This window comes from Nocardioides sp. GCM10028917, from assembly GCF_042666175.1.
Taxonomy (GTDB): domain Bacteria; phylum Actinomycetota; class Actinomycetes; order Propionibacteriales; family Nocardioidaceae; genus Nocardioides.
In genome coordinates, this window is record NZ_JBHTFL010000009.1 from 1 (window position 1) to 23,929 (window position 23,929).

Sequence of the window (23,929 nt, forward strand, 5' to 3'; positions counted from 1 at the left end):
TCCTCGACGTCGTCGCCCCCGAGGTCGCCGAGGCCGCCGAAGCCGCCCGCCTGGCCGACCTCGAGGCCCACGCCGAGCAGCAGACCCGGTTGACGATGCGTCGCCTCGGTGACGGCACCACCCGGATCTGCTCCCGGGTCCCGGACGCCGCCGCGACCCGGTTCGCGACCTACCTCGAAGCGTTCAGCAACCCCCGCGTCGAGCGCGAGCAGCACGCCCCGTCGACTCCCCACCCCGGGCCCACGCCGGGTGACCCGGTGGCGCGGCCGGCGTATCCCAAGCGGATGGGCCACGCGTTCGTCCAGCTCCTCGAGTCCCTCAACCCGACCCGCCTCCCGATCCACGGCGGGGACGCCACCACGCTCGTGGTGACCGTCTCCCATGACGCGCTGAAGGCGGACCTCGCCACCGCCGACCTCCTGGGCGCCGGCCTCGTCCCCGGCGACGACCTCACCGGTGACCGCATCACCGCCGCCCAGGCCCGACGCCTGGCCTGCACCGCGAAGATCCTGCCCGTCGTCCTCGGCGGAGACAGTCTCCCCCTCGACCTCGGCCGGACCAGACGCCTCTTCACCCCGACCCAACGCAAGGCCCTTCTCGTCCGTGACCGGACCTGTCGTGCCGAGGGCTGCGACATCCCAGCCACCTGGTGCGAGGCCCACCACCTCGACCCTTGGCAGCGTGGCGGCCGCACCGACCTCGCCGACGGCGTCCTGCTCTGCAGTCATCACCACCATCGCGTGCATGACGCGAGGTACCGGGTCGAGCGCTCGCCGGGAGGCGCCTTCGCCTTCCACCTTCGCAGATAGGCCGGCGCTTCAGTTCCCGTCGTCGGTCCACCTCGCTCGACGTGCGTCCAGGGTCTCGCGTGCCAGCACGTCGTAGTGGTCGGGCGGCAGGTCGAGCGCCCGCCGGACGCGCGAGCGGCCCATGAGCGCGTACTCCTCCTCGAAGGCGGGAAGGTCCTGCTGCGGGTCGAGATCGCGAAGCCCGATCGTGAACCACCGCATCGCCTCGCGCAGCCGACCGACTTCCTCGAGGGCATCGGCGACCCTCTCGAGGGCCTTGTCTCCGCGGCCACCGCAGGCGAGGTACGCGACATGCACGGCCCTCAGGAATCGTCGTCCGAGGTGGGGCCAGCCTGGTCGAGCAGCGCGAGCGCCTCGTCGACCAAGAGCGGCATGGGCTCCTGGTCCTCAACTCTCACGCCGACGACTGCCGGATCCCGACCACATCGGCGGGGATCGGGCGGATCACCCCACGGGTGGCGAGGTGCACGACCTCGCACGGCACGGATGCGCGGCGTGCGGCGGCGTACAGGCTCGTCGCCCAGGCGCGGTCGGTGTCGGTGATGGTGTCCTTGCCCGGCCGGGAGCGGAGGAACGCGACGCGGAGGCCGGGTGCGACCTCGCGGTCGAGCATGGCCAGGAGCTTCGCGAGGCCGTCGAGCTCCTCGGGATGGGGTGGGTGCGCCGCGTCTGCGATCTCGGTGAGCTGTGGCAGCGGGCGGTCGTCGACGATGAGCATCATCCAGACGCTGTGGCCGCCGTAGCTCCACGGGCCCATCAGCTTGCGCCACGCGCGCTCCAGCTGCGACTGGGTGGTGAGGACTGGTTCGTACATGACGTCGAGAGTGCCCGCGGAAGAGGCGGGTGGCGAACGAGTCTCCACAGGGTCCGCGGCTGTCCACAGATCCGGTCGAGCGGGTTGTGGCGGCTATCGGCACGGGCCTTGGGTGGAGGCATGTCTCGGAACCACACTCCCGGCTTTCGCCGGCTGCCCCGCGTCGCCGACCGGATGACCAAAGCCCACCTCGACCTCGTGGCGCAGTCCCTCGCTGCCGAGCGGAGCGGCGATGCCGCCCGCGCCCTGGAGCTGCACTCCTCCGTCCCGGCGCTCAACCTCCGCAGTCGGCACCACGTGCTGCTCACCCAGCTCGCCTCGCTCGGCGATCACGTCCCGGAGTGGGTGTGGGCGCGCTGGATCGCCTACCAGGCCATCCGCTGCGAGGATCCCGACACGGAGACGGGGACCATGCAGCGGCTGGCGCTGAAGTACGCCATCGAGACCTTTCACGACGACCAGCTCGCAGACTGCCACGCCGATGGGGGCGACCCGGTCAGGGTGATCGCATGGGTCGCCTCGGAGTCGTGGCTGTTCCACCAGGTCCTCGTCCATGAGATGGGCGGGCTGGAGCGTTTCGTGGACGAGCTCGCGACGGGTCGCCTCGCCGAGCACGCCGAGCTGGCGCGGTCCTGGGTGGGAGCACGACTCGGCGGCTACGAGGTCGGCGCGAGCCTGCCCGGCGGGCGCCTGCGCGTCCACGACCCGGCTGCCGGCGCCTGGCTCGAGGTGCTCGACCTCGGCGCCCGGTCGAACGCCGGTGACGAGGGGTGGGTCCTCGGGCGTCTGGTGCCGAGCGGTGTCGACGACCTGCTCATGTTCGACACCCCGCCGCTCGCTGTGGCCGAGCACGTGGCCCGAGACGTGGCCGGAGCGCCGCAACCGTGGATGCGCATCAAGGAGGCGCTCGACGAGGGCAGGTTCGTGGAGCGTGACCTCATGCGCGCCGACCACGAGCTGGTGACCGACGTCCTGGGGATCGACCTGCTCAGGATCGGCACGGCGCCCGCCGACCTCGAGCGGGTCACCGCGCAGCTCAGGTCGGGACGCGACGAGATCCCGCGGGCGGCCTTCCGCATCCTGCGGCGGGCCGCCGACGGCGGCGTGAAGCAGTCCGACGCGTCGCACGTCGCGGCGGCGGTCCTCCAGCCAGGCGCGCGGTCCGACGCGCGCAGGATGCTCGTGCGCGAGGGCCAGTACGACGTCTGGGCGCGGTGGGCGACGCTGGTGCACGAGCCCGCGCGTGGCCTGCTCCTCGACTTCGCCGAGGCGTGCCGGGCCGCTGGATGAGAGCGGGCGGCTACCGCGTCCCGTAGGTCCGGCTGACGACCTCGTCGAAGACCCGGTCGGGCAGCAGGTCGCGCGACGTCGTGATCATCCGCGCGCCGCGGCCGACGGGGTAACGCGCGGCCGGCCGCTTCGCCAGCGCGGCCTTCACGATCTTGTCCGCCACCTCCTCGGGGGTCGAGGCACGAGACGGTTCGTCGAAGCGCTCCATGACGCCGTGGGCGTGACGGGCGTACGACGCGTACGGCCCGTCACCGGACCGCTCGAGCAGCGAGTCGCGGGCGATCTCGTTCCACTCCGTGCGGATCGGGCCGGGCTCGATGAGAACGACCTGGATGCCGAAGGGCCGCAGCTCCATGCGGAGGCTGTCGCTGAAGCCCTCCACGGCGAACTTGGTGGCGTGGTACCACGCGCCGAACGGCTCGTAGAACTTCCCGCCGATCGAGGAGATGTTGATGATCCGCCCCGACCCCTGGGCGCGCATGTGCGGCGTGACGAGCTGGACAAGACGGGCGAGGCCGAAGACGTTGACCTCGAACTGTCGCCGCGCCTCGTCGATCGGCACGTCCTCGACGGCGCCGTACGAGCCGTAGCCGGCGTTGTTGACCAGGACGTCGATGCGGCCCTGCTCGTCGACGATCCGGTCGATGCCGGCCACCATCGAGGCGTCGTCGGTGACGTCCATCGCGTAGGTGTGCACCCCGAGCTCGGACAGGGCGGCCATCCGGTCGACGCGGCGGGCGACGGCGTACACGACGAAGCCCTTGGCCAGCAGGGCGCGTGCGGTGCTCTCGCCGATGCCGGACGAGCCACCAGTGACGAGGGCGACGGGGGAGGTCATGGAGCGATCGTAGGCGCGCGTCCCACGGTCGTCCGTCGTGTCAGTCGCGCTCCCACGGGGCGTCGTCGCCCATTTTGGCGTAGTACTTCGCGAGGTGGCTCTTGACGCGGTCGACGTCCTTCGACGGCAGGTCGACCCCACCGCGCCCGCCCGCCATCACGTTGCCGGCCGCCATCACGCCACGCGGCACGGCGCGCAGCCGGCCGTCCACCACGTCGGCGACGAGCAGCTTGTAGGCGGTGAAGTTGTCCTTCTTGTCGGCGTCGTACCAGACGTGGGCGTCGCGGTACTTCTCGTTGGGCCCGTCCTCGGCGCCCGCCCACTCGCGCACGCGCTTCTCGGCGGCGTCGCCGTCCCACTCGCGATCGCGGTCGGCCAGCGGCAGGTCCTGGAAGCTCGTCACAGCCATGCCTCCACCGTGCTCCGCCGTCACAGGAGCAGCCACACCCGGAGGGACGGGCGTACGGTGCGGACCATGGCGGACCTCGAGGCGACGCTCCAACCGTTCGTGGACTCCGGTGACATCCCTGGCCTCGTCGCCCTCGTGGCGCGGGGCGCGGACGTCGAGGTCGTCACCCTCGGCACCCGGGACTCGAGCGGTACGCCGATGGGGCGCGACTCGCTGTTCCGCGGGGCCTCGATCACCAAGCCGGTGACGGCCGCGCTGACGATGGCACTGGTCGAGGACGGCCGCATCGACCTCGACGCCCCGGTCGCCGACCTGCTCCCCGAGCTCGCGGAGCCGCGGGTGCTGCGGACCCTGGCGAGCCCGCTCGACGACACGGTCGGGTGCGACCGGCCGATCACCGCCCGGCACCTGCTCGCCGGGACCGCGGGTCACGGCTTCTGCACGTGGGAGTCGGCGGTGACGTCGCTGCTGATGGAGCGGCTGCACCAGGCGGCGGACGACATCCACGAGGTCCCGGCGCCGGACGAGTGGATGCGCCGGCTCGCGACGATCCCGCTGATGCACCAGCCGGGCGACGGCTGGACCTACAACGCCTCCTACGACGTGCTCGGCGTCCTCGTCGCGCGCGCGACCGGGCAGGGCCTCGCCGACGTGATGGCCGAGCGGCTGCTCGACCCGCTCGGCATGGCGGACACGGGCTTCCACGTGCCCGCCGACAAGGTCGACCGCCTCACGACGATGTACGGCGCCGTCGACGGCGGGCTCGTCGTGCGCGACGAGCCAGAGGGGTTCTTCACGCGCCCGCCGGCCTTTCCCTCCGGGTCGGGCGGGTTGGTCACCACCGCGGACGACTGGCTGGCCTTCGGGCGGATGCTGCTCTCCGGGGGCGGCGACGTGCTGAGCGAGGAGTCGGTGCGCCAGATGACGACCGACCACACGACGCCGCGACACCGGGAGATGGGCGGCTTCTTCCTCGACGGCCAGGGGTGGGGGTTCGGTGGCGGTGTCGACACCGAGCTGATCGACCCGTGGAACGTCGTCGGTCGCTACGGATGGGTCGGCGGCACCGGCACGTCGGCGTACGTCCATCCCGACGGGACCGTCGCGGTCCTCCTGACCCAGGTGGTGCTCGGCTCGCCCGGCGTCGAGGAGCTGCTGAAGGCGTTCTGGACGGCCACGCTGGACACGCACGGCTGACCGGGGCGGGGGGTACTCTCCCGGCACGAGAGGGGGAGCCCATGCTGCGGAGCACGCTCGCGACGGCGGCGGTCGCGCTGGTGCTCGCGGGCTGCGGTGGTGAGGATCCCGAGAGCGGCGCGACGTCGGCGGTGACGTCGACACCGACAGCCACGCCGACCCCGTCGCCCCCGGCCGACGCCCCTCTGCCCTGCGTCCCCGGCGCCGAGCCGTTCACCGGCCCGGCAGCAGAGGAGTTCGGTGCGGAGCAGGTGATGGCGGCGTACTGCATGCTCGCGGACCTGGCGCTCGAGCAGACCCGGACCTCGCTCGCCCTCCCGGTCCCGGAGCAGGACGGGCGCGACCTGAGGAGCGTCCGGGTGATCCTGACCGACGCCGCGCGGAGGAAGCACGACGACCTGACCGGCCTGACGCTGCACGACGTCAGCCGCGTGCCCCGCGGCTACCGGCGCGCGGACGACCTGCCCCACGTCTTCGGCACCCGCGTGGGTCCGGCGACGGCCGACCTCGACGGGCAGGCGCTGGTGCTGGCCTTCGACCTGCAGACGGGGCTGGTGCTCGAGGAGCGCGGTGACGACAGTGGCCGACACCTGCTGCTGCCGGTCACCCGCTCCGGGAGGTACGTGCTGGTGCCGGATGGTGACGGGTGGCTGGTCGACGACTGGCGGGCGTCCTTCGAGCAGGGTCAGGTGGGGCTCGTGAGCGGGTGGTCGTGAGCCGCTGACACACCCCGTTGGACGGTTGTCCCGCCCTCGAGGCTAACTACCGTGGTGGCATGACCGACGAGAAGCAGCAGGCAGCGATCGAGGCCGCGCAGCGGGTGGTCGAGGAGGTCAGCTCCTGGCAGTACAGCGCCGACGACCCGATGATCGCCGACCAGCTCGACGAGGGACTCCGCAAGGCCGGCGTCCGGCTGGACGACGACGAGCGCTCGCGCATCCTTTCCGAGATCGACGACATGAAGGACGAGAAGTCCTCGGCTCCGCAGGTCCGGTCCGCGGCGCCGGTGGAGTGACGTCGTGGACGTGCGCGGGCTGCTGACCGAGGGCTTCGGTCGCATCACGGAGCTGTACGCCGGCATCACCGACGACCTCGACGACGAGACCCTCCACTACCGTCCGGGCGGCACCGGCAACCCGGTCGGGTGGCTGCTGTGGCACCTGGCGCGGGTGCAGGACGACCACGTCGCCGACCTCGCCGGGCAGCCGCAGGTCTGGGAGCGGTTCCAGGACCGCTTCGGCCTGCCCAACGGCACCGGCGACATCGGCTACGGCCACACCAGCGAGCAGGTCGACGCGGTGCGGATCGAGGACCCGGCGCTGCTCGCGGAGTACCACCACGAGGTCACGCTCGCGACTGCGCGCTACCTGCAGACCGTCGACGAGGCGGAGCTCGAGCGCGAGGTCGACCAGCGGTGGGACCCGCCGGTCACCGCGGGACAGCGGCTGATCAGCATCCAGGGCGACTGCCTCCAGCACCTGGGCCAGGCGGCGTACGTGAAGGGGCTTCTCCGGGGCTGAGAGCATCGATTCCGCCCGGGATGCCCCACAAACGGCTCGGGAGGGCCATACTTGGGGGTGATGACCACTCCGAGCGGCCGACGGCCGAAGCACCTTGCCAGCAGTCCGTTCAAGCCGGCTGTGGAGCCGGTCGTCGAGGTGTTCGAGGTCGGCGACCGCGTCACCCACGACATCTACGGCCTCGGGCAGGTGACCCACGTCGACAGCGCCGCGGTGACCGCGGACTTCGGGTCGAAGACCGTGCGGATCGCACACCCGTACCCCAAGCTGCACCACCTCTGAGGCGCTGCCGCCCGCTCGGGCGGCTGCCTAGGCTGGCCGCATGGCGACGCGGTGGCTTTTCGGCGACCAGCTCGGACCGCACTTCGTCGACGACCACCGCGGCCCACTGCTGATGGTGGAGTCGACCGGCGTCTTCCGGCGTCGGCGCTTCCACCGGGCCAAGGCGCACCTCGTGCTGAGCGCGATGCGGCACCGCGCCGCCGAGCTCGGTGACCGGCTGACCTACGTGCAGGCGGAGACGTACGCCGAGGTGGTGCGCCCCCATATTTCCGTCGGCGGTGACGTCCAGGTCGTGCACCCGACGTCGTACGCCGCACTGGGGCTGGTCGAGCGGCTCGGCTGCACCGTCCTGCCACCGCGCGGTTTCGCGACCGCCAGGGAGGACTTCGAGCGCTGGGCCGAGGCCCGACGCGGCAAGCGGCTGCTCATGGAGGACTTCTACCGGCGGGCGCGTCAGGCGCACGGCGTGCTCCTCGACGGCGGGGAGCCTGCCGGCGGCCAGTGGAACTTCGACCACGACAACCGCCAACCGCCGCCCAAGGGCGCCGACACCCTCGGGGTCACCGAGCCGTGGTGGCCGAGCGAGGACGCCATCGACGCGCAGGTGCGCGAGGACCTCGACCGCTGGGAGCGCGACGGCGAAGTGTCGTTCATCGGGCGGGACGGGCCGCGGATCTTCCCGGCGACCCGAGGCCAGGCGCTGGCGGCGCTCGAGCACTTCGTGGAGCACCGGCTCCCGGAGTTCGGAGCGCACGAGGACGCGATCCTCGAGGGCGACCCGTGGATGGCGCACAGCCTCATCAGCGCGCCGATGAACCTCGGCCTCCTCGACCCGCTCGAGGTCGTCGAGCGTGCGGAGGAGGCCTACCGCAGCGGCGCGGCGCCGATCGAGAGCGTCGAGGGCTTCGTCCGTCAGGTCATCGGGTGGCGCGACTACGTCTGGCACGTCTACTGGCACATGGGTGACGGCTACCGCCGTGAGAACGCGTTGGCAGCCCGGCAGCGGATCCCGCAGTGGTTCGCCGAGCTCGACGGCGCGGCGACCGACGCCCGCTGCCTCTCCCACACCCTCGACCAAGTGGCGGAGCACGGCTGGGTGCACCACATCCCGCGGCTGATGGTGCTGGGGTCGTACGCCCTGCAGCGCGGGTGGGCACCGGCGCAGGTCACCGACTGGTTCCACCGGTCCTTCGTCGACGGCTACGACTGGGTGATGGTGCCCAACATCGTCGGGATGTCGCAGCACGCCGACGGTGGTCAGATGATGACGAAGCCCTACACGTCGGGCGGCGCCTACATCAACACGATGAGCGACCACTGCGGGTCGTGCCGCTTCGACCCCAAGGTGCGGGTGGGGGAGGACGCGTGCCCGTTCAGCGCGGGCTACTGGTGGTTCCTCGACCGGCACCGCGAGAGGTTCGAGGGCAACCACCGCATGTCCCGTGCGGTCCGCGGGCTCGACCGGCTCAAGGACCTCCCCGATCTCGTCGAGCAGGAGGACGCGCGGGGCAACCGCGCCCCCTGACGTCGCTCTCCGGTCCTCAGCGGCAGGGGAGGGAGCCGAGGCGGGCGAGGCCCTCACGATCGCCGGGCCCGAGCTCGACCTGCCCGGTGTTGGAGGCGTACATCAGCTCCATCGGCTCGCTGACGTGACCGAGCCCGACGACGTGGGCGACCTCGTGGAGGACGATCCCCTCCATCACCCGCGGCTGCTGCGCGACGGTCGTGGCGGTGAACGCCTCGACGTCGAGGACGATGCCCCCGCTGACGAACCGGAGCCGGTCACCGCTGCTGCGCTCGGCGACCGCGCCGCCCACTCCGGCGACCTGGCCGGCGAGGTCGGGGTACTCCGTGGCGTCGGCCCACCCGATGACGACCGGGTCCGGACGCCCGAAGAGCTTCACGCCCCCGGGGAACGGCCGGTCGTCGGTCTCGCCCTCGTCGATGAAGGCCAGCCCGGTCGCCGCGCTCGCCCGGTCCAGTGCCCGGTGGACCAGCTCGCTCCCGCCGGGCGGCTCGTCGGTCGGGTTGATCCGGTAGCGGATCTCCTCGCACGGGTCCCAGGCCACCGGGTCGTCGCCGCCCGGCTGGGTCATCGCCCAGGTGAAGGTCCCGTTCTGCTGTACGACGCTCGGTGCCGGCAGCGGCCGCTCGGGCCCCAGTCCCACCGCGCGCCGCACGGGGTCGAGCTGCTCGGCCGGGTGCCACGCCACGACCGCAGCCAGCACCGCGGCGGTGAGCACCACGGTCAGCCGGGTCGAGGAGCGGGACACCCGGACAGTCTGGCCGAGTTCCGTCCGCGTCGAGCGTGGAAGGCGTGGAAGCATGGCCGCATGCCGGCCGAGCTCCTCGTACGCCAAGCCGGGTTCGCGTCGGTCAAGGGCACGCGGCACCTCGCCCTCGACGCGGTCGACCTCGACGAGCAGGGCGCCATCGGCGACCGGTCCTACTGCCTGGTCGACGTCGACGCCGCGCGCGTCCTGAGGACCGTGCAGCACCCGGCCCTGATCGGCGTCGTGGCGCGGGTGGACGGGGACGTCCTCGCCCTGACGCTCCCGACCGGCGCGTCCGCGGTCGCGCGGGCCGAGACGAACGGCCGGACCATCACCTGCGACTACTGGGGCCGTCCCGTCGACCTCGAGCTCACCGACGGTCCGCACGCCGAGCTCCTCTCCGCCTCGCTGGGGCGGCGCGTGCACCTCGCGGCAGCGCCTCGCGGCGGGGTGGTGTTCGGCGACCCGCTCACCGTCGTCGGCACGGCGTCGCTGCGTGAGCTGGCACGACGTACGGGTCAGGACACCCTCGCGGACCAGGCCTCCCGCTTCCGGGCGACGCTGGTCGTCGAGACCGACACGCCCTACGTCGAGGACTCATGGGCGGGCCGCGACGTGGTGGTGGGTGAGGCCACGGTGCGGATCGGCGGACCGGTCCCGCGGTGCGCCGTCGTCGACCACCACCCGCAGACCGGCGCGAAGGACGTCCGACTGCTGAAGGCCCTGGCACGCGAGCGCCCGACCAACCGGGCCGGCGAGCCGGTGCTGGGGGTCTACGCGACGTGCACCCGTCCCGGGCGGGTCACCGTCGTCCGCTGACCGGCCGCGCGTCGTCAGCGGTCGGCGTCGCGGCGGTCGACCTGACGCGGCACCGTCGGCCGGTGCTCGAGCTCTGTGAGCTCCTGGCGCGCGAGGTCCAGCGAGCCGAGGAGCGCCGCCAGCGCGTCGATGGCGTCGCGAGCGGCGCTGTCCCACTCATGCCAGCCCGAGCCCTGGTGCCGGGCGGTGCCACCCTGCCAGGCCGCGACCAGGGCATCGATGGTCGCCTCCGCGGCGCGCCGCCGGGCGTCGACCTCGGCGATGCGGGCGGCCGCGAACGAGGAGACCACGGCGCGGCCCGAACGGTCGTGCTGGACGTGGCCGGAGATGATCATGAACGACCACTACCCACGCCCGGGGTGGGCCTACACGCGCTTGACGAGATCTGGAGAGAATCGAGACGGGGCCTTTCACCCTCGGTGAGCCACCGCAGGCTCCGCGGCGGAGGTCCTAGGCTGGGTCGACCCCACCAGCCCACCTCGGAGGCTCCCACGTGGACACCATGACCCCCGTCTACAGCTCGGCGACGCTGCTGATCATCGCGGCCGTCGCCGTCGCCGTGCTCCTCGTCCTGATCATCGCGCTACGCATGCACGCCTTCGTGGCGCTGGTCCTCGTCAGCTTCGGCACCGCGGTCGCGGCCGGCGTGCCGGTGGCCGAGGTGCCGACCATCGCGATAGCCGCCTTCGGCAGCACGCTCGGCACGGTGGCGCTGCTCGTCGGGCTCGGCGTGATGATCGGCCGCCTGCTGGAGGTGACCGGGGGAGCGCAGGTCCTCGCCGACACCCTGGTCAACCGCTTCGGCGAGAAGCGGGCCCCGCTGGCGTTGGGCGTCGCGGCCCTGCTGTTCGGCCTGCCGATCTTCTTCGACGCCGGGCTCGTCGTGTTCCTCCCGATCATCTTCTCCGTGGCCAAGCGCTTCGGTGGCTCCGTCCTGATGTACGCCCTCCCGGCCGCGGGCGCGTTCGCTGCCATGCACGCGATCGTCCCGCCGCACCCGGGGCCGGTCACGGCAGCCACCGAGATCGACGCCAGCATCGGCCTCGCGCTGCTGGCCGGTGTCGTCGTCGCCGTCGTCGCCTGGTTCGTCGGCGTGTACGCCGTCACGCTCGCGTGGCTCGGCAAGGTCTACGTCCCGATCGACGACTCGGTGCTGACCGGCGGCCGCGAGGCCGACACCGACAACCCGCCGGCGTTCTGGCACGTGCTCGGCATCCTGCTCCTCCCGCTCGTGCTCATCGGCACCAACACGGTCCTCACCACCCTGCGGGCCAACGGCACGATCGAGGAGGAGGGCGCCTGGGCCGACGTACTCGTCTTCATCGGCCAAACCCCCGTGGCGCTGCTGATCGCGCTGCTCGTCGCGACGTACACCCTGGCCGTCCGTCGCTACTCGTTGGCCGAGACCGAGACGTTGCTCAACGACTCCCTCGGCCCCATCTGCGCGATCATCCTCATCACCGGCGCCGGCGGCATGTTCGGCGGCGTGCTCCGCTACAGCGGCATCGGTGCCGCACTGTCGGACTCGCTCGACGACCTCGGCCTGCCGCTCATCGTGAGCGCGTTCGTCATCGCCACCATCCTCCGCGTCGCGCAGGGCTCCGCGACGGTCGCGCTGACCACCACGGCCGGCCTCATCTCCGCAGGCGTCGCCGAGGCCGACCCGACGAGCCTCCAGCTCGTGGCGCTGGTGCTGGCCATCGCGGCGGGGGCCACCGTCCTGTCCCACGTCAACGACTCCGGCTTCTGGCTGGTCGGCCGGTTCTTCGGGATGGACGTGAAGACCACCCTGAGGACCTGGACCGTCATGGAGACCACGCTCGGCGTCAGCATCTTCGTGCTGTCCCTCGGCCTCTGGGCCCTCGGATGAGAACACCCCACGACGTTCTTCGTCTCCCCCGCTTCGCTCCTCCGTCGAACAACGCCGCGGGGACCCCGAGATGACGACCCCCGGTGGATCGCCTCTCCACCTCGTCTTCATGGGCGTCTCCGGCTCGGGGAAGTCCACCGTGGCGCGCGCCGTCCAGGAGCGGCTGGGCTGGGAGCTCGCCGAGGGCGACGACTTCCACCCCCCGGAGAACGTCGCGAAGATGAGCAAGGGCATCCCGCTCAAGGACGCCGACCGCTGGGGGTGGCTGGAGTCGCTCGCGGCGTGGACCGCCGAGCGCGACGCCCGCGGTGAGCCGACGCTCATCGCCTGCAGCGCCCTGCGCAAGGCCTACCGCGACGTGCTGCGGCGCGGGGGAGAGGGCACGTTCTTCGTCCACTGCACCGGCGACAAGCACATGCTGCTGGAGCGGATGAGCGCGCGCGACCACTTCATGCCACCGAGCCTGCTGGAGTCGCAGCTCGACACCCTCGAGCCTCTGTCGCCGGACGAGCACGGGATGGACGTCGACCCGGCGCTGCCGGTCGACCGCCTCGCCGCGATGGTGCTCGCCCGGCTCGGCCTCGCCTGACCGCCCGTCCGGTCAGGCGACCCGTCGCGCGCGGAGCACGGCGTCGGCGATGTCGATCTCCTCGCCTGTTTCCGGGTGGGCCTGCGACCGGGGCCGCAGCTCGCACACCTCCACCTCCCATGCGTCGTCGAGCGCCGGTAGCAGCTGGTCGGCGGTGTGCATGAACGAGTGGTGGCCGTGCCGCAGGCCGGTGTGGACGTCGCTCGGCGCGTGACCGACCACGAGCAGGGTGCCGCCGGGTGCGACCGCGTCCGCCAGGCGGCGCACGACGTCGACCATGCCGCCGTCGGGCAGGTGCACGAAGTGCGAGGTGACGAGGTCCCACGTCTCGCCGTCGGGCTCGAAGGTGCGCACGTCGATGCGCCTGGTCTCGACGCGGTCGCCGAGCCCGCCCTCCGCGGCGTGGTGGGCGACGCGTTCCAGCGCCGCGTCGGCGAAGTCGGATGCGGTGACCTGCCAGCCGTGCTGCGCCAGCCACAGGGCATCGCCGCCCTCGCCGCACCCGACGTCGAGCGCTCGGCCCGGCGCCAGGTCGGCGGCCTCTGCCTCGAGCTGGACGTTGACGCGCCCGCTCCAGACGCGGTCGCCCGAGTAGCGCTCCTCCCACGCCGGCTGCTCGAAGAAGTCGTCGCGGAGAGCCTCGACGGCCTTCGTCGCGTCGGCGTTGGCGAGCTCGGCGTTGATCCAGGCGCCGACTCGGTTGCCGTGGGCCGCCGAGGCCATCAGGGTCATCGCGATGTCGGTCGCGTTGCCGGCGGCGAAGATGCCGGGGACCGCGGTCGCACCGGTGGGCTCGACCGCGATGACGGAGCCGAGGACCGCGCCGGCCATCTCGAACGGCGTCGGCTCGATGCCGAGCGGACCGAGGAAGTCGGCTCGCACGTGAGGCTTCGTCGCGACGACGATCGCGTCCCGCTCGAGCAGGGAGCCGTCGGCCAGACGGAGTCCGACCAGCGCGTCGCCGTTGGTCACCACCTCACGCGGCGTGCCGTCGGCGAACCGCACCCCGATCGCGCCCAGCTTCTCGACCTCCTCGTCGGGCAGCTCGACGCCGTCATGGACGACCATGACCACGTCGTCGGAGAGCTGGCGGAAGAGCATCGCCTGGTGCCCGGCCATCGGGGTCGTCGCGAGCACGCCGATCGCGCGGTCACGCACCTCCCAGCCGTGGCAGTAGGGGCAGTGCAGCACGTCGACGCCCCACCGCTCGGCCAACCCCGGCACGTCGGGGAGCTCGTCGACGACGCCACCGGTGACCAGCACCCGCCGGGCGCCGTACCTCCGGCCACCCTCGGTGGTGACCAGAAAGGAGTCGGCCTCCCCGGACAGGCCGACCACCCGGTCGGTGACCACGTCGACGCCGTACGACCTCACCTCGGCCCGGCCGGTGGCGAGCAGCTCCAGCGGTGAGACGCCCTCGCGGCCCAGGTAGTTGTGGGCGTGGCCGGCGGGGGCGTTGCGGGGCTCTCGCGCATCGACCACCAGCACGGACCGCTTCGACCTGCCCAGCGCCATCGCACCGCTCAGCCCGGCCGCGCCGCCACCGATGACCACCACGTCGTACATCTCGTTCTCGCTCATGCCCCGAGCATGCAGGAGGGCGTGCGCGATTGACAAACAATCTTGCTGGAGTGGCAAAATGGGCGCATGGACGACGAAGGAGTGCTGCGCGCCGTCGGCCCGCGGCTTCGCCAGCTGCGGCTCGAGCGGGAGGCGACGCTGACCGACCTCGCCGAGGAGACCGGCATCTCGGTGAGCACCCTCTCGCGGCTGGAGTCGGGCCAGCGCAAGCCCACCCTGGAGCTGCTGCTGCCGCTCGCCCGGGCGCACCGCGTCGCCCTCGACGAGCTGGTCGACGCGCCGGAGACCGGCGACCCGCGAATCCGCTCCAAGCCGGTCGTGCGGCACGGACGCACCTTCATCTCGCTGACCCGCCGCCCCGGGGGCCTGCAGTCCTTCAAGATGGTGATGCCGGTCGAGAACGACCCGCGCCCGACCTTGCAGACCCACGAGGGCTACGAGTGGCTCTACGTCCTCAGCGGCAAGGTCCGGCTGGTGCTCGGCACCCGCGACCTCGTGCTCGAGCCCGGCGAGGTGGCCGAGTTCGACACCCGCACGCCGCACTGGATCGGCAACCCCGGACCGATGCCGGCGGAGGTGCTGGCGATCTTCGGCCCCCAGGGCGAACGGATGCACGTCCGCTCCTGAGGGGTGGGCCGGGCCCCGGCTCGCGGTGGCACGGTGGACCCATGGCGATCCGCACCGGCACGACCGTGAAGTGGAAGTGGGGCTCCTCGTGGGCCGAGGGCACCGTGAAGGAGGTCCACCACGAGGAGGTCTCCCGCACGACCAAGGGCGCGAAGGTGAAGCGCAAGGGCAGCGACGACGACCCGGCGTACGTCATCGAGCAGGAGGACGGCACCACCGTCCTCAAGTTCCAGAGCGAGGTCGAGCGCGCCTGAGCGGTCGCTCCAGATCGCGGCCGCCCACTCCGGGTGGTCGACGAACGGGTCGCGGTTGCCCGCGCGGCGGGAGGCACAAGGCCTCGATTTGTTCCTTACACCGCGGTGACCCGAGTTCTCGGAAAACGCCACGGAATGTCGCCGAACTCCTTAGGTTGAGCCTGCGCCGATCCCAAGGGCGCGTTCTCGACTTCGACGTAGTCGCTCACCTAACGCGAGGCACACATGACTCAGGATGCAGCCCAGGCCCGGAAGGGCACGGGTCTCTCGGTCGCCGGATGGCCACTGGGCCGGAAGATGGCCCTGGCTCTGGCGATCCCGCTGCTGCTCGCTGCCGTCCTCGGTGGCCTGCGTGTGGCCGGCGACTACGGCGACTCGCGCCAGGCTGCGCGAAGCGCCCAGCAGGTCACGATCATCCAGCCCGCGGTCGACTACCTGACCGCGTCCGAGACGGCGATGGTGGCCGCTCAGTCCGACAGCGCCGCCAGCCAGGGCGACCTGATCGACGCGATCAGCGACATCTCGACCAACGCCGAGACGCTGGTCCAGACCCGCGACGGGGCCGAGCTCGACGAGCTGCAGACCGCCCACGTCAACGCGCTGCTCGACCTCAGCCAGGCCATGCGCGGCGAAGGTGCCGAGACGCTCGGCCCGGCCACCTGGATCGCCCTCGTGCGTCAGCTCGAGTCCAGCGTCTCCCAGCTGATCACCAGCGTGAACGCCGCCCAGGAGACGCCCGAGCCCCGCCTCGAGCAGCTCTCCCAGACCATGAGCGGTCGGCTGTCCCTCGCGCTCCAGCAGGGCCTCCTGGCGACCACGCTCTCGCAGTCCAGCTCGCAGGAGCTGTTCTCCGAGATCGGCGTCGAGGCCGCGGCCATCGACCGTCTCGCGGGATCCGTCGACGGCGCGGACGACCAGACCGCCCTCCTGCGCCAGCAGAACACCCGCCACGCCGGGCAGATCCGCGACGACGCCGCCACCGACCTCGACGGACGCGACGCCTACGCGCCGTACGACGAGATCACCGAGACGCTCGTCACCGGTGTGACCGAGACCCTCGACGACGCGGCCGGTGCCGCCCAGCGCAACGCCCTCGTCGGCGCCGTGCTCACGCTCCTCGCGCTCGCCGCGGCGATCGCCCTCGCGTTCTTCATCGCCCGCAGCCTCCTCGGCCCGATCGGCAAGGTCCGCGACGGCGCCCTCGCGGTGGCCCGCCACCGCCTGCCCGACGCCGTCGCCCGGATCCGCGCGGGTCAGGAGCCAGAGCCGATCAAGACGATCGACGTCCACACCAACGAGGAGATCGGCCAGGTCGCGCGAGCGGTCGACGACCTCCACCGCCAGGCCATCCACCTCGCCTCCGGTGAGGCCCAGCTCCGCCAGACCGTCAACGCGATGTTCGTGACGCTCTCGCGCCGCTCGACCTCGCTGGTCAACCAGCAGCTCGCGCAGATCGAGCGCCTCGAGCACGACGAAGAGGACCCCAAGCGCCTCGAGTCGCTGTTCCGCCTCGACCACCTCGCCTCGCGGATGCGTCGTACGGCCGACTCCCTGCTGATCCTCGCCGACGCCCCGAACCGTGCCGCCGGCCAGTTCAGCCTCACGGTCGGCGAGGCGCTGCAGGCGGCCACGTCCGGTGTGCAGGACTACCAGCGCGTGCAGATCCTCTCCAACCTCAACACCCGCGTCGGTGACGAGGCCGCGCCGGACGTCGTCCACCTGCTCACCGAGCTGGTCGACAACGCGCTCAGCTTCTCGCCGCCGGCCGAGCCGGTGCGCCTGGCCGCCAAGCAGGGCCCCGAGGGCGTCACCATCACGATCACCGACTCCGGCCTGGGCGTGCCCCCGGCCGAGCTCGAGCAGCTCAACAGCGACCTCCGGCACGGTGCCGAGGCCACGCCCGACACCGCCCGCCGCATGGGCCTGTTCGTGGTGTCGCGCCTCGCCGAGCGCCACGACATCACCGCCCACCTGGCCCGCAACCCGGGTGGCGGCATGACGGCCAGCGTCGTGCTCCCGCCGTCGGTGCTGCCCGACGTGTCGCAGTCCGGCGCGCCCGCCGCCCCGGCCGCGACCACCACGGCTGCTCCGTCCAGCCCGTCCACCACGTCGACGGACTCCGCCGAGCTCGTCGGAGCCGCGGCAGCCGGCCCGGTCGTCTCCAAGCGCGAGGCCCGCAACCGGGCTCGCGCCGAGAAGGCCGAGGCCAAGGCCGCCGAGCGCGCCGCCGCCGCCGAGGCCAAGGCCAAGGCGAAGGCCGCCAAGGCAGAGGCCGACCTGGAGCCAGTCGCTGCGACCCGTACGACGACCGCAGCGGACGACGCGTCCACCCAGCCCGATGCCGCGCCTGCCGCACCGGCCGCCTCGGCCGCTGCCGCCTCCGCGTCGGAGCCGACCCCGGACCGCCCGCCGCTCGGCACCCTCCTGCCGCGCCGCGACCCCGGCGCCAACATGCCCCGCACGGGTGCCGACGCCTTCCTGCCGCCGGAGACCTCCGGCGCCACGGGCCCGCTCTTCGGCAAGCGCGCCGACACTGCTGAGCCCGCTGCCAAGGCTGACTCCGCCGGTGGCGGGGGCGCCGCGACCGAGCGCGCCGAGAAGGTCGCCCGCGTCGTCCCGATCACCGCCCTGGCCTCGCGTCAGCGTGCGCAGGCCGAGCAGGAGGCGCGGAGCGCCGAGGTCCCCGTCCAGGAGGCGACTGCTGAGCCGACCGAGGTGGCGGTGGCCGAGGAGCCGACCGAGCACCCCGTCGAGCAGCCGGTCGAGCAGCCCGCCCGGGCCCACGACCCGCTGTCCGACCCGCTGCCCGCCGACGCCTTCGACGAGCCCGCTGTCGCCGAGCAGACCGAGACCGAGCCCGAGCCCGCCGTCGAGCCCGAGCCCGCCGCCCAGGTCCGCGAGGTCGAGGTCGACGCCGACGACCCGCTGGGTCTCGGCACCCGGGCCCGCCCGGCGCAGCCGGTCAGCCAGCCCGAGCCGGAGCCCGTCAGCGAGGTCGCGGCCGAGCCCGAGCCCCAGCTCGAGGAGCGCCCGGAGCCCGAGCTCGAGCCGGTGCCGTCGTACGACGCCGCCGCGCTCCTCACGGACGGCCACGGCCTCAACGGCCACGGCACCAACGGCCACGGCACCAACGGCAGCAACGGCCACGGCAGCAACGGCTCGAACGGTCACGGCAGCAACGGTCTGTCGCACGGCGCCGAGCCGGCCCGCGCCGGCGGCGAGTCCCCGATCTTCAAGTCCATGCGCTCCGGCTGGCTCGCCGGCGAGGGCAAGGGGGAGTGGCACGAGACCGAGGTCGACCGTGGCTGGGAGATCGCCGAGCACGTCTCCGAGCCGGCGCCGGTCGTCGAGTCCACACCCGTCGGACTTCCGCGACGTGCCCCCGGTGAGCGCCTCGTTCCCGGTAGCGTGACCCCGCCCACGGCAGCCAAGACGCGTGACCCCGAAGCAATCCGCCGCCGTCTCCAGTCGCACACCGCAGGAGTCTCCCGCGGTCGACGAGCAGCCCAGAGTTCCACCCAGCACACGGAAGCAGGCCCAGCATGACTCACGACACCTCCGCCGCCCCCGTCGCCAGCACGGCTGGTGACGACCGAGACCTCGACTGGGTGATGTCGCGATTCGTCGACGACGTACCCGACGCGGCGCACGCGATCCTCGTGTCCGCCGACGGTCTCCTCATGGCCTCGAGCACCAGCATCCCGGGCGAGCGCGCCGAGCAGGTCGCGGCCGTCTCCTCCGGTCTGGCCAGCCTCGCGGTCGGCGCCGCCCGCCTCTTCGAGGGCGGCTCGGTGATGCAGACCATCGTCGAGATGGAGATGGGCTTCCTGATGCTCATGAGCGTCGGTGACGGGTCCAACCTCACCGTGCTCACGACCGAGGAGGCCGACATCGGCCAGGTGGGCTACGAGATGGCCCTGCTGGTGGACCGCGTGGGACGTACCGTCGAGGCCCAGGCCCGCGTCGGTACGGGCGGCTGACCGGACCCGCGCCATGACGCCGCCACCCGAGCCGGAGGACGAGGGCTACCGCCCTCGACTGATCCGGTCCTACACCCTCACCGCAGGCCGGACGGCCACGAAGGTCGAGCTGGCCTTGGAGGCCACGCTCCGCCTGCAGGCGGGTGCGGAAGCCCCTGTGCTCTCTCCGTCTGCTGCGCAGGTTCTCGAGGTCTGCGACCGGCGTTCCGTGGCCGAGGTGTCGGCCCTCACCAAGATGCCGATCGGCGTCACCCGGGTGCTGCTGGGCGACCTCATCGAGCAGGGCCTGGTCCGCATCCAGGCCACCATCACCGACAGCACGTCGACAGATGAGCGACTCGAGCTCATCGAAAGGACCCTCCGTGGACTTCGAAACTACTAAGGCACAGCGTGCGGCCGCGTCGACGAAGATCGTCATCGCAGGCGGCTTCGGCGTCGGCAAGTCGACGCTCGTCGGCGCCGTGTCGGAGATCGACCCGCTGCGCACCGAGGCACTCGTCACCAACGAGTCCGAGGGCGTCGACGATCTCGCCGCCGTGCCCACCAAGGCCACCACCACCGTGGCGATGGACTTCGGCCGCCTGACCCTGGCCGAGGACCTCGTGCTCTACCTCTTCGGCACGCCCGGGCAGCGCCGTTTCTGGTTCATGTGGGACGACCTGTGCCGCGGCGCCATCGGCGCCATCGTGCTGGTCGACGTGGCGCGCCTCGACGAGTCGTTCTCGCCGCTGGACTACTTCGAGTCCAAGGGCATCCCCTTCATCGTCGCCGTCAACGAGTTCGACGGCGTCCCGCGCTACCCCGCCGAGGAGATCGCCGCCGCGCTGGCCCTGCCCGCCGACGTACCGATCATCAGCCTCGACGCCCGCGACCGCGAGCAGGCCAAGGGTGCGCTCGTGAAGATCACCGAATACGCCCTCATGCGACTGCGCGAGTCGCTCACCGTGAATGCGAACTGACGCCATGACCCGCACCGTCCGACGGCTCGGCCCTGCCCGCACGGCCCTCGCCGCCCTGTCCTCCGTGGCCCTGATGGCCACGCTCAGCGCCTGCGGTGGCAGCGCCAGCGCCGACGAGGCCGACGCCCTGAGCGAGGTGTCGCTGGTCTTCAGCGGTGCCCTCACCGTCTGCACCGACATGCCCTACGCGCCGTTCGAGTACGAGGAGGGTGGCAAGCCCACCGGCTTCGACATCGACCTGGTGCGCGAGGTCGCCAAGGACCTCGACGCGGAGCTCGACGTGATCGACGTGTCGTTCGACGACATCACCTCGGGCAACTCGCTCAACAACGAGGCGTGCGACCTCGCCATCTCGGCGATGACGATCACCGGTGAGCGGGCCCGCGTGCTGGACTTCTCCAGCCCCTACTTCGACGCCAAGCAGGCACTCATCACGCCGCGCGGCTCCGGCCTGGACCAGCTCCCGGAGCTCGCCGGCAAGAGGGTGGGGGTGCAGAAGGAGACCACGGGCGAGACCTACCTCAGCGACTTCGCCCCGGAGACCACGCTGGTGACGGCGTACGACGACGCGGCGGGCCTGCAGGCGGCGCTCGCGGCGGGCGAGCTCGACGCGGCGATGCTGGACAACACGGTGTCCGGCCAGTTCGTCTCCGACAACCGCAAGCTCAAGCTGGCCCGGGAGTTCGACACCGGTGAGCAGTACGGCATGGCGGTGAAGAAGGACGGCAACATCGCGCTCCTGCGCGCCATCAACAGCACGCTCGCCGACCTCCGCGAGGACGGCACCTACGACAAGATCTACGCGACCTACTTCGGCTGACCCTGCCGCAGGTCGAGCGTCCACCCGAGCGGTGGCCCACCCACGTCCCGCAGTCGCGGGAGGTGGGCGAGCCACCGCTCCGGTGCGTCTCAGGGCGCGACGGTGAGGAACAGGAACGCCGCGAGCAGGACGAGGTGCACCCCGCCCTGGAGCGGCTTGGCTCGGCCCGGGACGACGGTGAGGATCGCGACGGCCGCGGTGAGGGCCAGCAGCACGACCTGCAGCTGGTTCAGGCCGAGCTCGAGCGGCCCGTCGAGCCAGATGCTGGCGACCGCGATGGCGGGGATGGTGAGACCGATGGACGCCATCGCCGAGCCGAGCGCGAGGTTGAGGCTGACCTGGACCCGGTTGAGGGTCGCGGCCCGGACGGCGGCGATCGTCTCGGGGGCGAGGACGAGGAGCGCGATCACGACGCCGACGACCGCCGGCGGGAAGCCGAGCGCCGCCACGCCGGACTCGATGGCCGGCGACTCGATCTTGGCCAGACCGACGACGGCGACGAGGGAGACGACGAGCAGGGCGAGGCTGGTCAGGGCGGCCCGGTCGGAAGGCGGGTCGGCGTGCCCGTCCTCGTCGTCGTCGACCGGCTCGTGCTCGAACGAGCCGCTGCCGGACGCGCGGGCGGCGGCGCCCTCCGCCTCGGCCGTGGAGGTGACGAGCGGCGAGTGCGAGTCCTGGGTCACCGGGAGGAAGAAGTCACGGTGCCGGATGGCCTGGGTGAAGACGAACATCCCGTAGAGGGCGAGCGACGCGATCGCCGCGAAGGTCAACTGCCCGCCGGTGAACTCCGGTCCGGGCTGCGACGTCGTCACCGACGGCACGACGAGGCACAGCACGGCGAGGGCGATGACCGTGGCCAGCGCGGCGCCGGTGCCCTCGGGGTTGAAGACGGCGAGGTGGTGCTTGAGCGCGCCGACGAGCAGCGAGATGCCCACGATGCCGTTGAGGGTGATCATCACCGCTGCGAAGACGGTGTCGCGCGCGAGCCCGGCGGTGTCCTTGTCGGTGGTGATCATCAGCGTGACGATGAGCGCGACCTCGATGATCGTCACCGCGACCGCGAGCACCAGCGACCCGTACGGCTCGCCGACCCGGTGGGCGACGACCTCGGCGTGGTGCACGGCGGCGAGCACTGCGCCGACCAGCAGGACCGAGAGCACGCCGAGCACGGGTGCGCTGTCCGGGTGCAGGGGCCAGGCGATCGTCAGTGCCACAGCGGCCAGCAGGGGAGTGACGGTGGTCCACGACAGCCGGGGCATGGCACAACCCTAGGGGCGCCCCGGGAGCGGACCGACTCCCGCCCGTCAGCCCTCGGGAGTGCTGAGCTTCTCCAGCCGGGCGCGCAGCAGCGGGACCCGGTGGCTGTTGCCCTCGAGGGTGACGTACTGCTCGCCGAAGATCGCGAGCAGGGCGTCGTCGAGGCGTCGTACGGCACCGGCGGGGTAGCGGTAGCCCATCCGCCGGATGACCGCGTCGGCGTCGACGGAGGTGAGCAGGTCGGCGAGGTCGTCGACCGTGTCGATGCCGAGCTGGGCGAGCAGGCCGGCGATCCAGTCGTAGTGGTCGGTGTGCGACCAGCCAGCGTCGCTGTAGTGGCCGGCCAGGAAGGTGGCCAGCTCCTGACCGACGATGTGGTCGGCATCGAGCTCCGCCAGGGTGCCGGGCGCGGCCGCCTGGATGCGCTCACGGATGGTGGCGAACTCGCGGTCGGCCAGCTCGATGAGCCCGGCGGCGAGGGTGAAGCGGCGGTCGAGGTCGGCGGCGGCGTCCTCCGGGACGTTGCCCTTGTAGCGGATGTCGTGCTCGAACTCCGCCCAGGCGTGCTGCAGCACGGTGCGTACCTGCACGCTGGCCCGCTCGCCGACGAGCTCGGGGTGCTGCTCGTCGTCGCCGGCCTCGGTGCGCACCAGCAGGTGGCGGCTGGCGTAGCCGAACCGGCCCGCCCGCGCCGTCTCCTCGCCGAGGTCGCGGTCGTCGAGGATGGAGAGCTCCTCGTCGAGGAGCTCGGCGACCGCCGCCACGTCGCTGTGCACGTACGTGATGACGCGGACGCCGATCTGGTCCGTCACCTCCTGCAGCGGGTCGGCGTACATCGGGCGGCCCTCCTGGGTGCGGTTGGCCTTGGCCGAGAACGACGCCACGCTCTTGGTGCGCCCCGTGACGCTGAGGTAGTCGATGCCCGCGTCGTCGAGCAGCGTGCGGATCAGCGTCACCCACCCGGCGGTCGCCGCCACAAGCTGCGGTTGCCGTGCGGCGTAGGCCCGGACGGCCTCACGGACCGGCTCGGCCTGGTTCTCGGGGCCACTCATGGCGCCAGCCTGCCAGTGCGGACCGCACGGCGTCGACGCGACGTCCCGCGTGCGAGCCTTCCGGCGGAGCCGGACGCCCGTCGATATCGTCGAAGCACCATGAGCCCCTCACCGCGCCGCTCGGGCGCCCGCACCCGGTCTGCCTCCGCCCTCCTCGCCGCGCTCGTCCTGGCGGGAGGGCTCTCTGCCTGCGGGGACGACGACGGCGGTACGGCGACCGACCCGGCAGGGACGAGCACGCCGAGCCCGTCCGACACCCCGAGCGAGACCCCGTCCCCCTCCGAGAGCCCGTCGCAGGACCCGTCCGCGAGCGGCGACGCCACGCCGGTCCGCGTCGAGGGGTCCGCCGGCGTGACCGACGCCGTGCTGGTCGACGCCACCGAGGGTGGCGGCTCGCCGTCTGAGATGGCCGTCGCGCTCGACACCGACCAGGCCGTCGCCGACTTCGGCATGGGCCTGCAGGGCGAACTGCCGGACGAGGTCGCCGCCGCGGTGAAGGAGCTGAGCGCGCCGGGCACGACCCCCTACGGCGCCGTCGTCTCGACCGGGTGCGAGCCTCCGCGCAGCGTCGCGATCGACGCGGGCGAGGCGGGCTTCCAGGTCGTCCCGGCGCTGCCGAAGAGCACCGTGCAGTGCCTCGCGCCGGTGACGTACGTCGTGGTCTTCGCAGCGCCCGACGCCTGAGCCGG

28 protein-coding genes are annotated in these 23,929 nt (G+C 72.3%); 19 read left to right on the forward strand and 9 right to left on the reverse strand.

Annotated features, from left to right (window positions below; translation table 11 throughout):
- Positions 1-809: DUF222 domain-containing protein (locus ACFQW6_RS19165; protein WP_378549217.1), on the forward strand; the 809-nt coding region annotated here is incomplete at its 5' end.
- A gap of 9 nt (positions 810-818) precedes the next feature.
- Here ACFQW6_RS19165 and ACFQW6_RS19170 read toward each other — a convergent pair.
- The gene (locus ACFQW6_RS19170; protein WP_378549219.1) at positions 819-1,106 is read right to left on the reverse strand and encodes a hypothetical protein; all 288 of its coding nucleotides are present in this window, start codon (positions 1,104-1,106) and stop codon (positions 819-821) included.
- 97 nt (positions 1,107-1,203) lie between these two features.
- Positions 1,204-1,623, reverse strand: coding sequence for a hypothetical protein (locus ACFQW6_RS19175; RefSeq protein ID WP_378549221.1), 420 nt, complete (start codon positions 1,621-1,623; stop codon positions 1,204-1,206).
- Positions 1,624-1,743: 120 nt separating this feature from the next.
- Here ACFQW6_RS19175 and ACFQW6_RS19180 point away from each other — a divergent pair, with 120 nt between their 5' ends.
- Complete coding sequence (locus ACFQW6_RS19180; protein WP_378549224.1) at positions 1,744-2,913, forward strand: hypothetical protein; 1,170 nt, start codon at positions 1,744-1,746, stop codon at positions 2,911-2,913.
- Positions 2,914-2,923: 10 nt separating this feature from the next.
- Here the strand turns inward: ACFQW6_RS19180 and ACFQW6_RS19185 are convergent, their stop codons facing one another.
- A complete protein-coding gene (locus tag ACFQW6_RS19185) occupies positions 2,924-3,751 on the reverse strand; it encodes an oxidoreductase (protein WP_378549227.1) in 828 nt (275 codons plus the stop codon).
- A 40-nt stretch (positions 3,752-3,791) separates the two neighbouring features.
- Positions 3,792-4,160: a hypothetical protein gene (locus ACFQW6_RS19190; RefSeq protein WP_378549230.1), complete on the reverse strand. Its 369-nt coding sequence runs from the start codon at positions 4,158-4,160 to the stop codon at positions 3,792-3,794.
- A 66-nt stretch (positions 4,161-4,226) separates the two neighbouring features.
- On the opposite strand from ACFQW6_RS19190, the gene ACFQW6_RS19195 reads away from it, so the two are divergent.
- From ACFQW6_RS19195 to ACFQW6_RS19220, 6 genes are read left to right on the forward strand one after another with little or no spacing between them, the layout of a single operon-like run.
- The gene (locus ACFQW6_RS19195) at positions 4,227-5,357 is read left to right on the forward strand and encodes a serine hydrolase domain-containing protein (RefSeq protein WP_378549233.1); all 1,131 of its coding nucleotides are present in this window, start codon (positions 4,227-4,229) and stop codon (positions 5,355-5,357) included.
- Between the two features lie 41 nt (positions 5,358-5,398).
- On the forward strand, positions 5,399-6,073 hold the full coding sequence (locus ACFQW6_RS19200) for a hypothetical protein (RefSeq protein ID WP_378549236.1): 675 nt from the start codon (positions 5,399-5,401) through the stop codon (positions 6,071-6,073).
- 59 nt (positions 6,074-6,132) lie between these two features.
- Positions 6,133-6,372, forward strand: coding sequence for a hypothetical protein (locus ACFQW6_RS19205; RefSeq protein WP_378549239.1), 240 nt, complete (start codon positions 6,133-6,135; stop codon positions 6,370-6,372).
- Positions 6,373-6,376: 4 nt separating this feature from the next.
- Positions 6,377-6,877 (forward strand): DUF664 domain-containing protein, encoded by a 501-nt coding sequence (locus tag ACFQW6_RS19210; RefSeq protein ID WP_378549242.1) that lies wholly within the window; start codon positions 6,377-6,379, stop codon positions 6,875-6,877.
- A gap of 60 nt (positions 6,878-6,937) precedes the next feature.
- A complete protein-coding gene (locus tag ACFQW6_RS19215) occupies positions 6,938-7,159 on the forward strand; it encodes a hypothetical protein (protein ID WP_378549245.1) in 222 nt (73 codons plus the stop codon).
- Positions 7,160-7,199: 40 nt separating this feature from the next.
- Positions 7,200-8,684 (forward strand): cryptochrome/photolyase family protein, encoded by a 1,485-nt coding sequence (locus ACFQW6_RS19220; protein WP_378549248.1) that lies wholly within the window; start codon positions 7,200-7,202, stop codon positions 8,682-8,684.
- 16 nt (positions 8,685-8,700) lie between these two features.
- Here the strand turns inward: ACFQW6_RS19220 and ACFQW6_RS19225 are convergent, their stop codons facing one another.
- Entirely contained in the window at positions 8,701-9,432 is a 732-nt protein-coding gene (locus ACFQW6_RS19225) for a matrixin family metalloprotease (protein ID WP_378549251.1), read from the reverse strand.
- A 60-nt stretch (positions 9,433-9,492) separates the two neighbouring features.
- Between ACFQW6_RS19225 and ACFQW6_RS19230 the strand changes: the two genes are divergently transcribed.
- Entirely contained in the window at positions 9,493-10,251 is a 759-nt protein-coding gene (locus ACFQW6_RS19230) for an MOSC domain-containing protein (RefSeq protein WP_378549254.1), read from the forward strand.
- Positions 10,252-10,265: 14 nt separating this feature from the next.
- Here the strand turns inward: ACFQW6_RS19230 and ACFQW6_RS19235 are convergent, their stop codons facing one another.
- Positions 10,266-10,586, reverse strand: coding sequence for a WXG100 family type VII secretion target (locus tag ACFQW6_RS19235; RefSeq protein WP_378549256.1), 321 nt, complete (start codon positions 10,584-10,586; stop codon positions 10,266-10,268).
- Positions 10,587-10,753: 167 nt separating this feature from the next.
- Here ACFQW6_RS19235 and ACFQW6_RS19240 point away from each other — a divergent pair, with 167 nt between their 5' ends.
- On the forward strand, positions 10,754-12,121 hold the full coding sequence (locus ACFQW6_RS19240; RefSeq protein ID WP_378549434.1) for a GntP family permease: 1,368 nt from the start codon (positions 10,754-10,756) through the stop codon (positions 12,119-12,121).
- Between the two features lie 70 nt (positions 12,122-12,191).
- Positions 12,192-12,710, forward strand: coding sequence for a gluconokinase (locus ACFQW6_RS19245; protein ID WP_378549259.1), 519 nt, complete (start codon positions 12,192-12,194; stop codon positions 12,708-12,710).
- A 12-nt stretch (positions 12,711-12,722) separates the two neighbouring features.
- Here ACFQW6_RS19245 and ACFQW6_RS19250 read toward each other — a convergent pair whose 3' ends face one another.
- A complete protein-coding gene (locus tag ACFQW6_RS19250) occupies positions 12,723-14,291 on the reverse strand; it encodes a methyltransferase domain-containing protein (protein ID WP_378549262.1) in 1,569 nt (522 codons plus the stop codon).
- Between the two features lie 66 nt (positions 14,292-14,357).
- On the opposite strand from ACFQW6_RS19250, the gene ACFQW6_RS19255 reads away from it, so the two are divergent.
- From ACFQW6_RS19255 to ACFQW6_RS19285, 7 genes are all read left to right on the forward strand, one after another.
- Positions 14,358-14,918, forward strand: coding sequence for a helix-turn-helix domain-containing protein (locus tag ACFQW6_RS19255; protein WP_378549265.1), 561 nt, complete (start codon positions 14,358-14,360; stop codon positions 14,916-14,918).
- Between the two features lie 41 nt (positions 14,919-14,959).
- Positions 14,960-15,172, forward strand: coding sequence for a DUF2945 domain-containing protein (locus tag ACFQW6_RS19260; protein ID WP_378549268.1), 213 nt, complete (start codon positions 14,960-14,962; stop codon positions 15,170-15,172).
- A gap of 225 nt (positions 15,173-15,397) precedes the next feature.
- Complete coding sequence (locus ACFQW6_RS19265; RefSeq protein WP_378549271.1) at positions 15,398-18,718, forward strand: ATP-binding protein; 3,321 nt, start codon at positions 15,398-15,400, stop codon at positions 18,716-18,718.
- Positions 18,715-19,152 (forward strand): roadblock/LC7 domain-containing protein, encoded by a 438-nt coding sequence (locus tag ACFQW6_RS19270; RefSeq protein WP_172255993.1) that lies wholly within the window; start codon positions 18,715-18,717, stop codon positions 19,150-19,152. The genes ACFQW6_RS19265 and ACFQW6_RS19270 overlap by 4 nt, the downstream gene beginning before the upstream one ends.
- Positions 19,153-19,165: 13 nt before the next feature.
- Positions 19,166-19,534 carry a DUF742 domain-containing protein gene (locus ACFQW6_RS19275; protein ID WP_378549275.1) on the forward strand — a complete coding sequence of 123 codons (369 nt, stop codon included), beginning with the start codon at positions 19,166-19,168 and terminating at the stop codon, positions 19,532-19,534.
- Positions 19,515-20,111, forward strand: a complete 597-nt coding sequence (locus ACFQW6_RS19280) for an ATP/GTP-binding protein (RefSeq protein ID WP_056906137.1) — start codon at positions 19,515-19,517, stop codon at positions 20,109-20,111. The genes ACFQW6_RS19275 and ACFQW6_RS19280 overlap by 20 nt, the downstream gene beginning before the upstream one ends.
- A gap of 4 nt (positions 20,112-20,115) precedes the next feature.
- The gene (locus ACFQW6_RS19285; RefSeq protein WP_378549279.1) at positions 20,116-20,931 is read left to right on the forward strand and encodes an ABC transporter substrate-binding protein; all 816 of its coding nucleotides are present in this window, start codon (positions 20,116-20,118) and stop codon (positions 20,929-20,931) included.
- 89 nt (positions 20,932-21,020) lie between these two features.
- Here the strand turns inward: ACFQW6_RS19285 and ACFQW6_RS19290 are convergent, their stop codons facing one another.
- The gene (locus tag ACFQW6_RS19290; RefSeq protein WP_378549282.1) at positions 21,021-22,190 is read right to left on the reverse strand and encodes a calcium:proton antiporter; all 1,170 of its coding nucleotides are present in this window, start codon (positions 22,188-22,190) and stop codon (positions 21,021-21,023) included.
- Between the two features lie 45 nt (positions 22,191-22,235).
- Entirely contained in the window at positions 22,236-23,240 is a 1,005-nt protein-coding gene (locus ACFQW6_RS19295; protein WP_378549285.1) for a GTP pyrophosphokinase family protein, read from the reverse strand.
- Between the two features lie 99 nt (positions 23,241-23,339).
- Here ACFQW6_RS19295 and ACFQW6_RS19300 point away from each other — a divergent pair, with 99 nt between their 5' ends.
- On the forward strand, positions 23,340-23,924 hold the full coding sequence (locus tag ACFQW6_RS19300) for a hypothetical protein (RefSeq protein WP_378549288.1): 585 nt from the start codon (positions 23,340-23,342) through the stop codon (positions 23,922-23,924).
- The last annotated feature ends 5 nt before the right edge of the window (positions 23,925-23,929 follow it).

Excerpts from the sequence above, each read along its gene's own strand:
- ACFQW6_RS19175 (WP_378549221.1), bottom strand. The coding sequence starts at position 1,623 with ATGTACGAACCAGTCCTCACCACCCAGTCGCAGCTGGAGCGCGCGTGG.
- ACFQW6_RS19180 (WP_378549224.1), top strand. The coding sequence starts at position 1,744 with ATGTCTCGGAACCACACTCCCGGCTTTCGCCGGCTGCCCCGCGTCGCC.
- ACFQW6_RS19185 (WP_378549227.1), bottom strand. The coding sequence starts at position 3,751 with ATGACCTCCCCCGTCGCCCTCGTCACTGGTGGCTCGTCCGGCATCGGC.
- ACFQW6_RS19190 (WP_378549230.1), bottom strand. The coding sequence starts at position 4,160 with ATGGCTGTGACGAGCTTCCAGGACCTGCCGCTGGCCGACCGCGATCGC.
- ACFQW6_RS19195 (WP_378549233.1), top strand. The coding sequence starts at position 4,227 with ATGGCGGACCTCGAGGCGACGCTCCAACCGTTCGTGGACTCCGGTGAC.
- ACFQW6_RS19200 (WP_378549236.1), top strand. The coding sequence starts at position 5,399 with ATGCTGCGGAGCACGCTCGCGACGGCGGCGGTCGCGCTGGTGCTCGCG.
- ACFQW6_RS19205 (WP_378549239.1), top strand. The coding sequence starts at position 6,133 with ATGACCGACGAGAAGCAGCAGGCAGCGATCGAGGCCGCGCAGCGGGTG.
- ACFQW6_RS19215 (WP_378549245.1), top strand. The coding sequence starts at position 6,938 with ATGACCACTCCGAGCGGCCGACGGCCGAAGCACCTTGCCAGCAGTCCG.
- ACFQW6_RS19220 (WP_378549248.1), top strand. The coding sequence starts at position 7,200 with ATGGCGACGCGGTGGCTTTTCGGCGACCAGCTCGGACCGCACTTCGTC.
- ACFQW6_RS19230 (WP_378549254.1), top strand. The coding sequence starts at position 9,493 with ATGCCGGCCGAGCTCCTCGTACGCCAAGCCGGGTTCGCGTCGGTCAAG.
- ACFQW6_RS19235 (WP_378549256.1), bottom strand. The coding sequence starts at position 10,586 with ATGATCATCTCCGGCCACGTCCAGCACGACCGTTCGGGCCGCGCCGTG.
- ACFQW6_RS19240 (WP_378549434.1), top strand. The coding sequence starts at position 10,754 with ATGACCCCCGTCTACAGCTCGGCGACGCTGCTGATCATCGCGGCCGTC.
- ACFQW6_RS19245 (WP_378549259.1), top strand. The coding sequence starts at position 12,192 with ATGACGACCCCCGGTGGATCGCCTCTCCACCTCGTCTTCATGGGCGTC.
- ACFQW6_RS19250 (WP_378549262.1), bottom strand. The coding sequence starts at position 14,291 with ATGAGCGAGAACGAGATGTACGACGTGGTGGTCATCGGTGGCGGCGCG.
- ACFQW6_RS19255 (WP_378549265.1), top strand. The coding sequence starts at position 14,358 with ATGGACGACGAAGGAGTGCTGCGCGCCGTCGGCCCGCGGCTTCGCCAG.
- ACFQW6_RS19260 (WP_378549268.1), top strand. The coding sequence starts at position 14,960 with ATGGCGATCCGCACCGGCACGACCGTGAAGTGGAAGTGGGGCTCCTCG.
- ACFQW6_RS19265 (WP_378549271.1), top strand. The coding sequence starts at position 15,398 with ATGACTCAGGATGCAGCCCAGGCCCGGAAGGGCACGGGTCTCTCGGTC.
- ACFQW6_RS19270 (WP_172255993.1), top strand. The coding sequence starts at position 18,715 with ATGACTCACGACACCTCCGCCGCCCCCGTCGCCAGCACGGCTGGTGAC.
- ACFQW6_RS19275 (WP_378549275.1), top strand. The coding sequence starts at position 19,166 with ATGACGCCGCCACCCGAGCCGGAGGACGAGGGCTACCGCCCTCGACTG.
- ACFQW6_RS19285 (WP_378549279.1), top strand. The coding sequence starts at position 20,116 with ATGACCCGCACCGTCCGACGGCTCGGCCCTGCCCGCACGGCCCTCGCC.
- ACFQW6_RS19290 (WP_378549282.1), bottom strand. The coding sequence starts at position 22,190 with ATGCCCCGGCTGTCGTGGACCACCGTCACTCCCCTGCTGGCCGCTGTG.
- ACFQW6_RS19295 (WP_378549285.1), bottom strand. The coding sequence starts at position 23,240 with ATGAGTGGCCCCGAGAACCAGGCCGAGCCGGTCCGTGAGGCCGTCCGG.
- ACFQW6_RS19300 (WP_378549288.1), top strand. The coding sequence starts at position 23,340 with ATGAGCCCCTCACCGCGCCGCTCGGGCGCCCGCACCCGGTCTGCCTCC.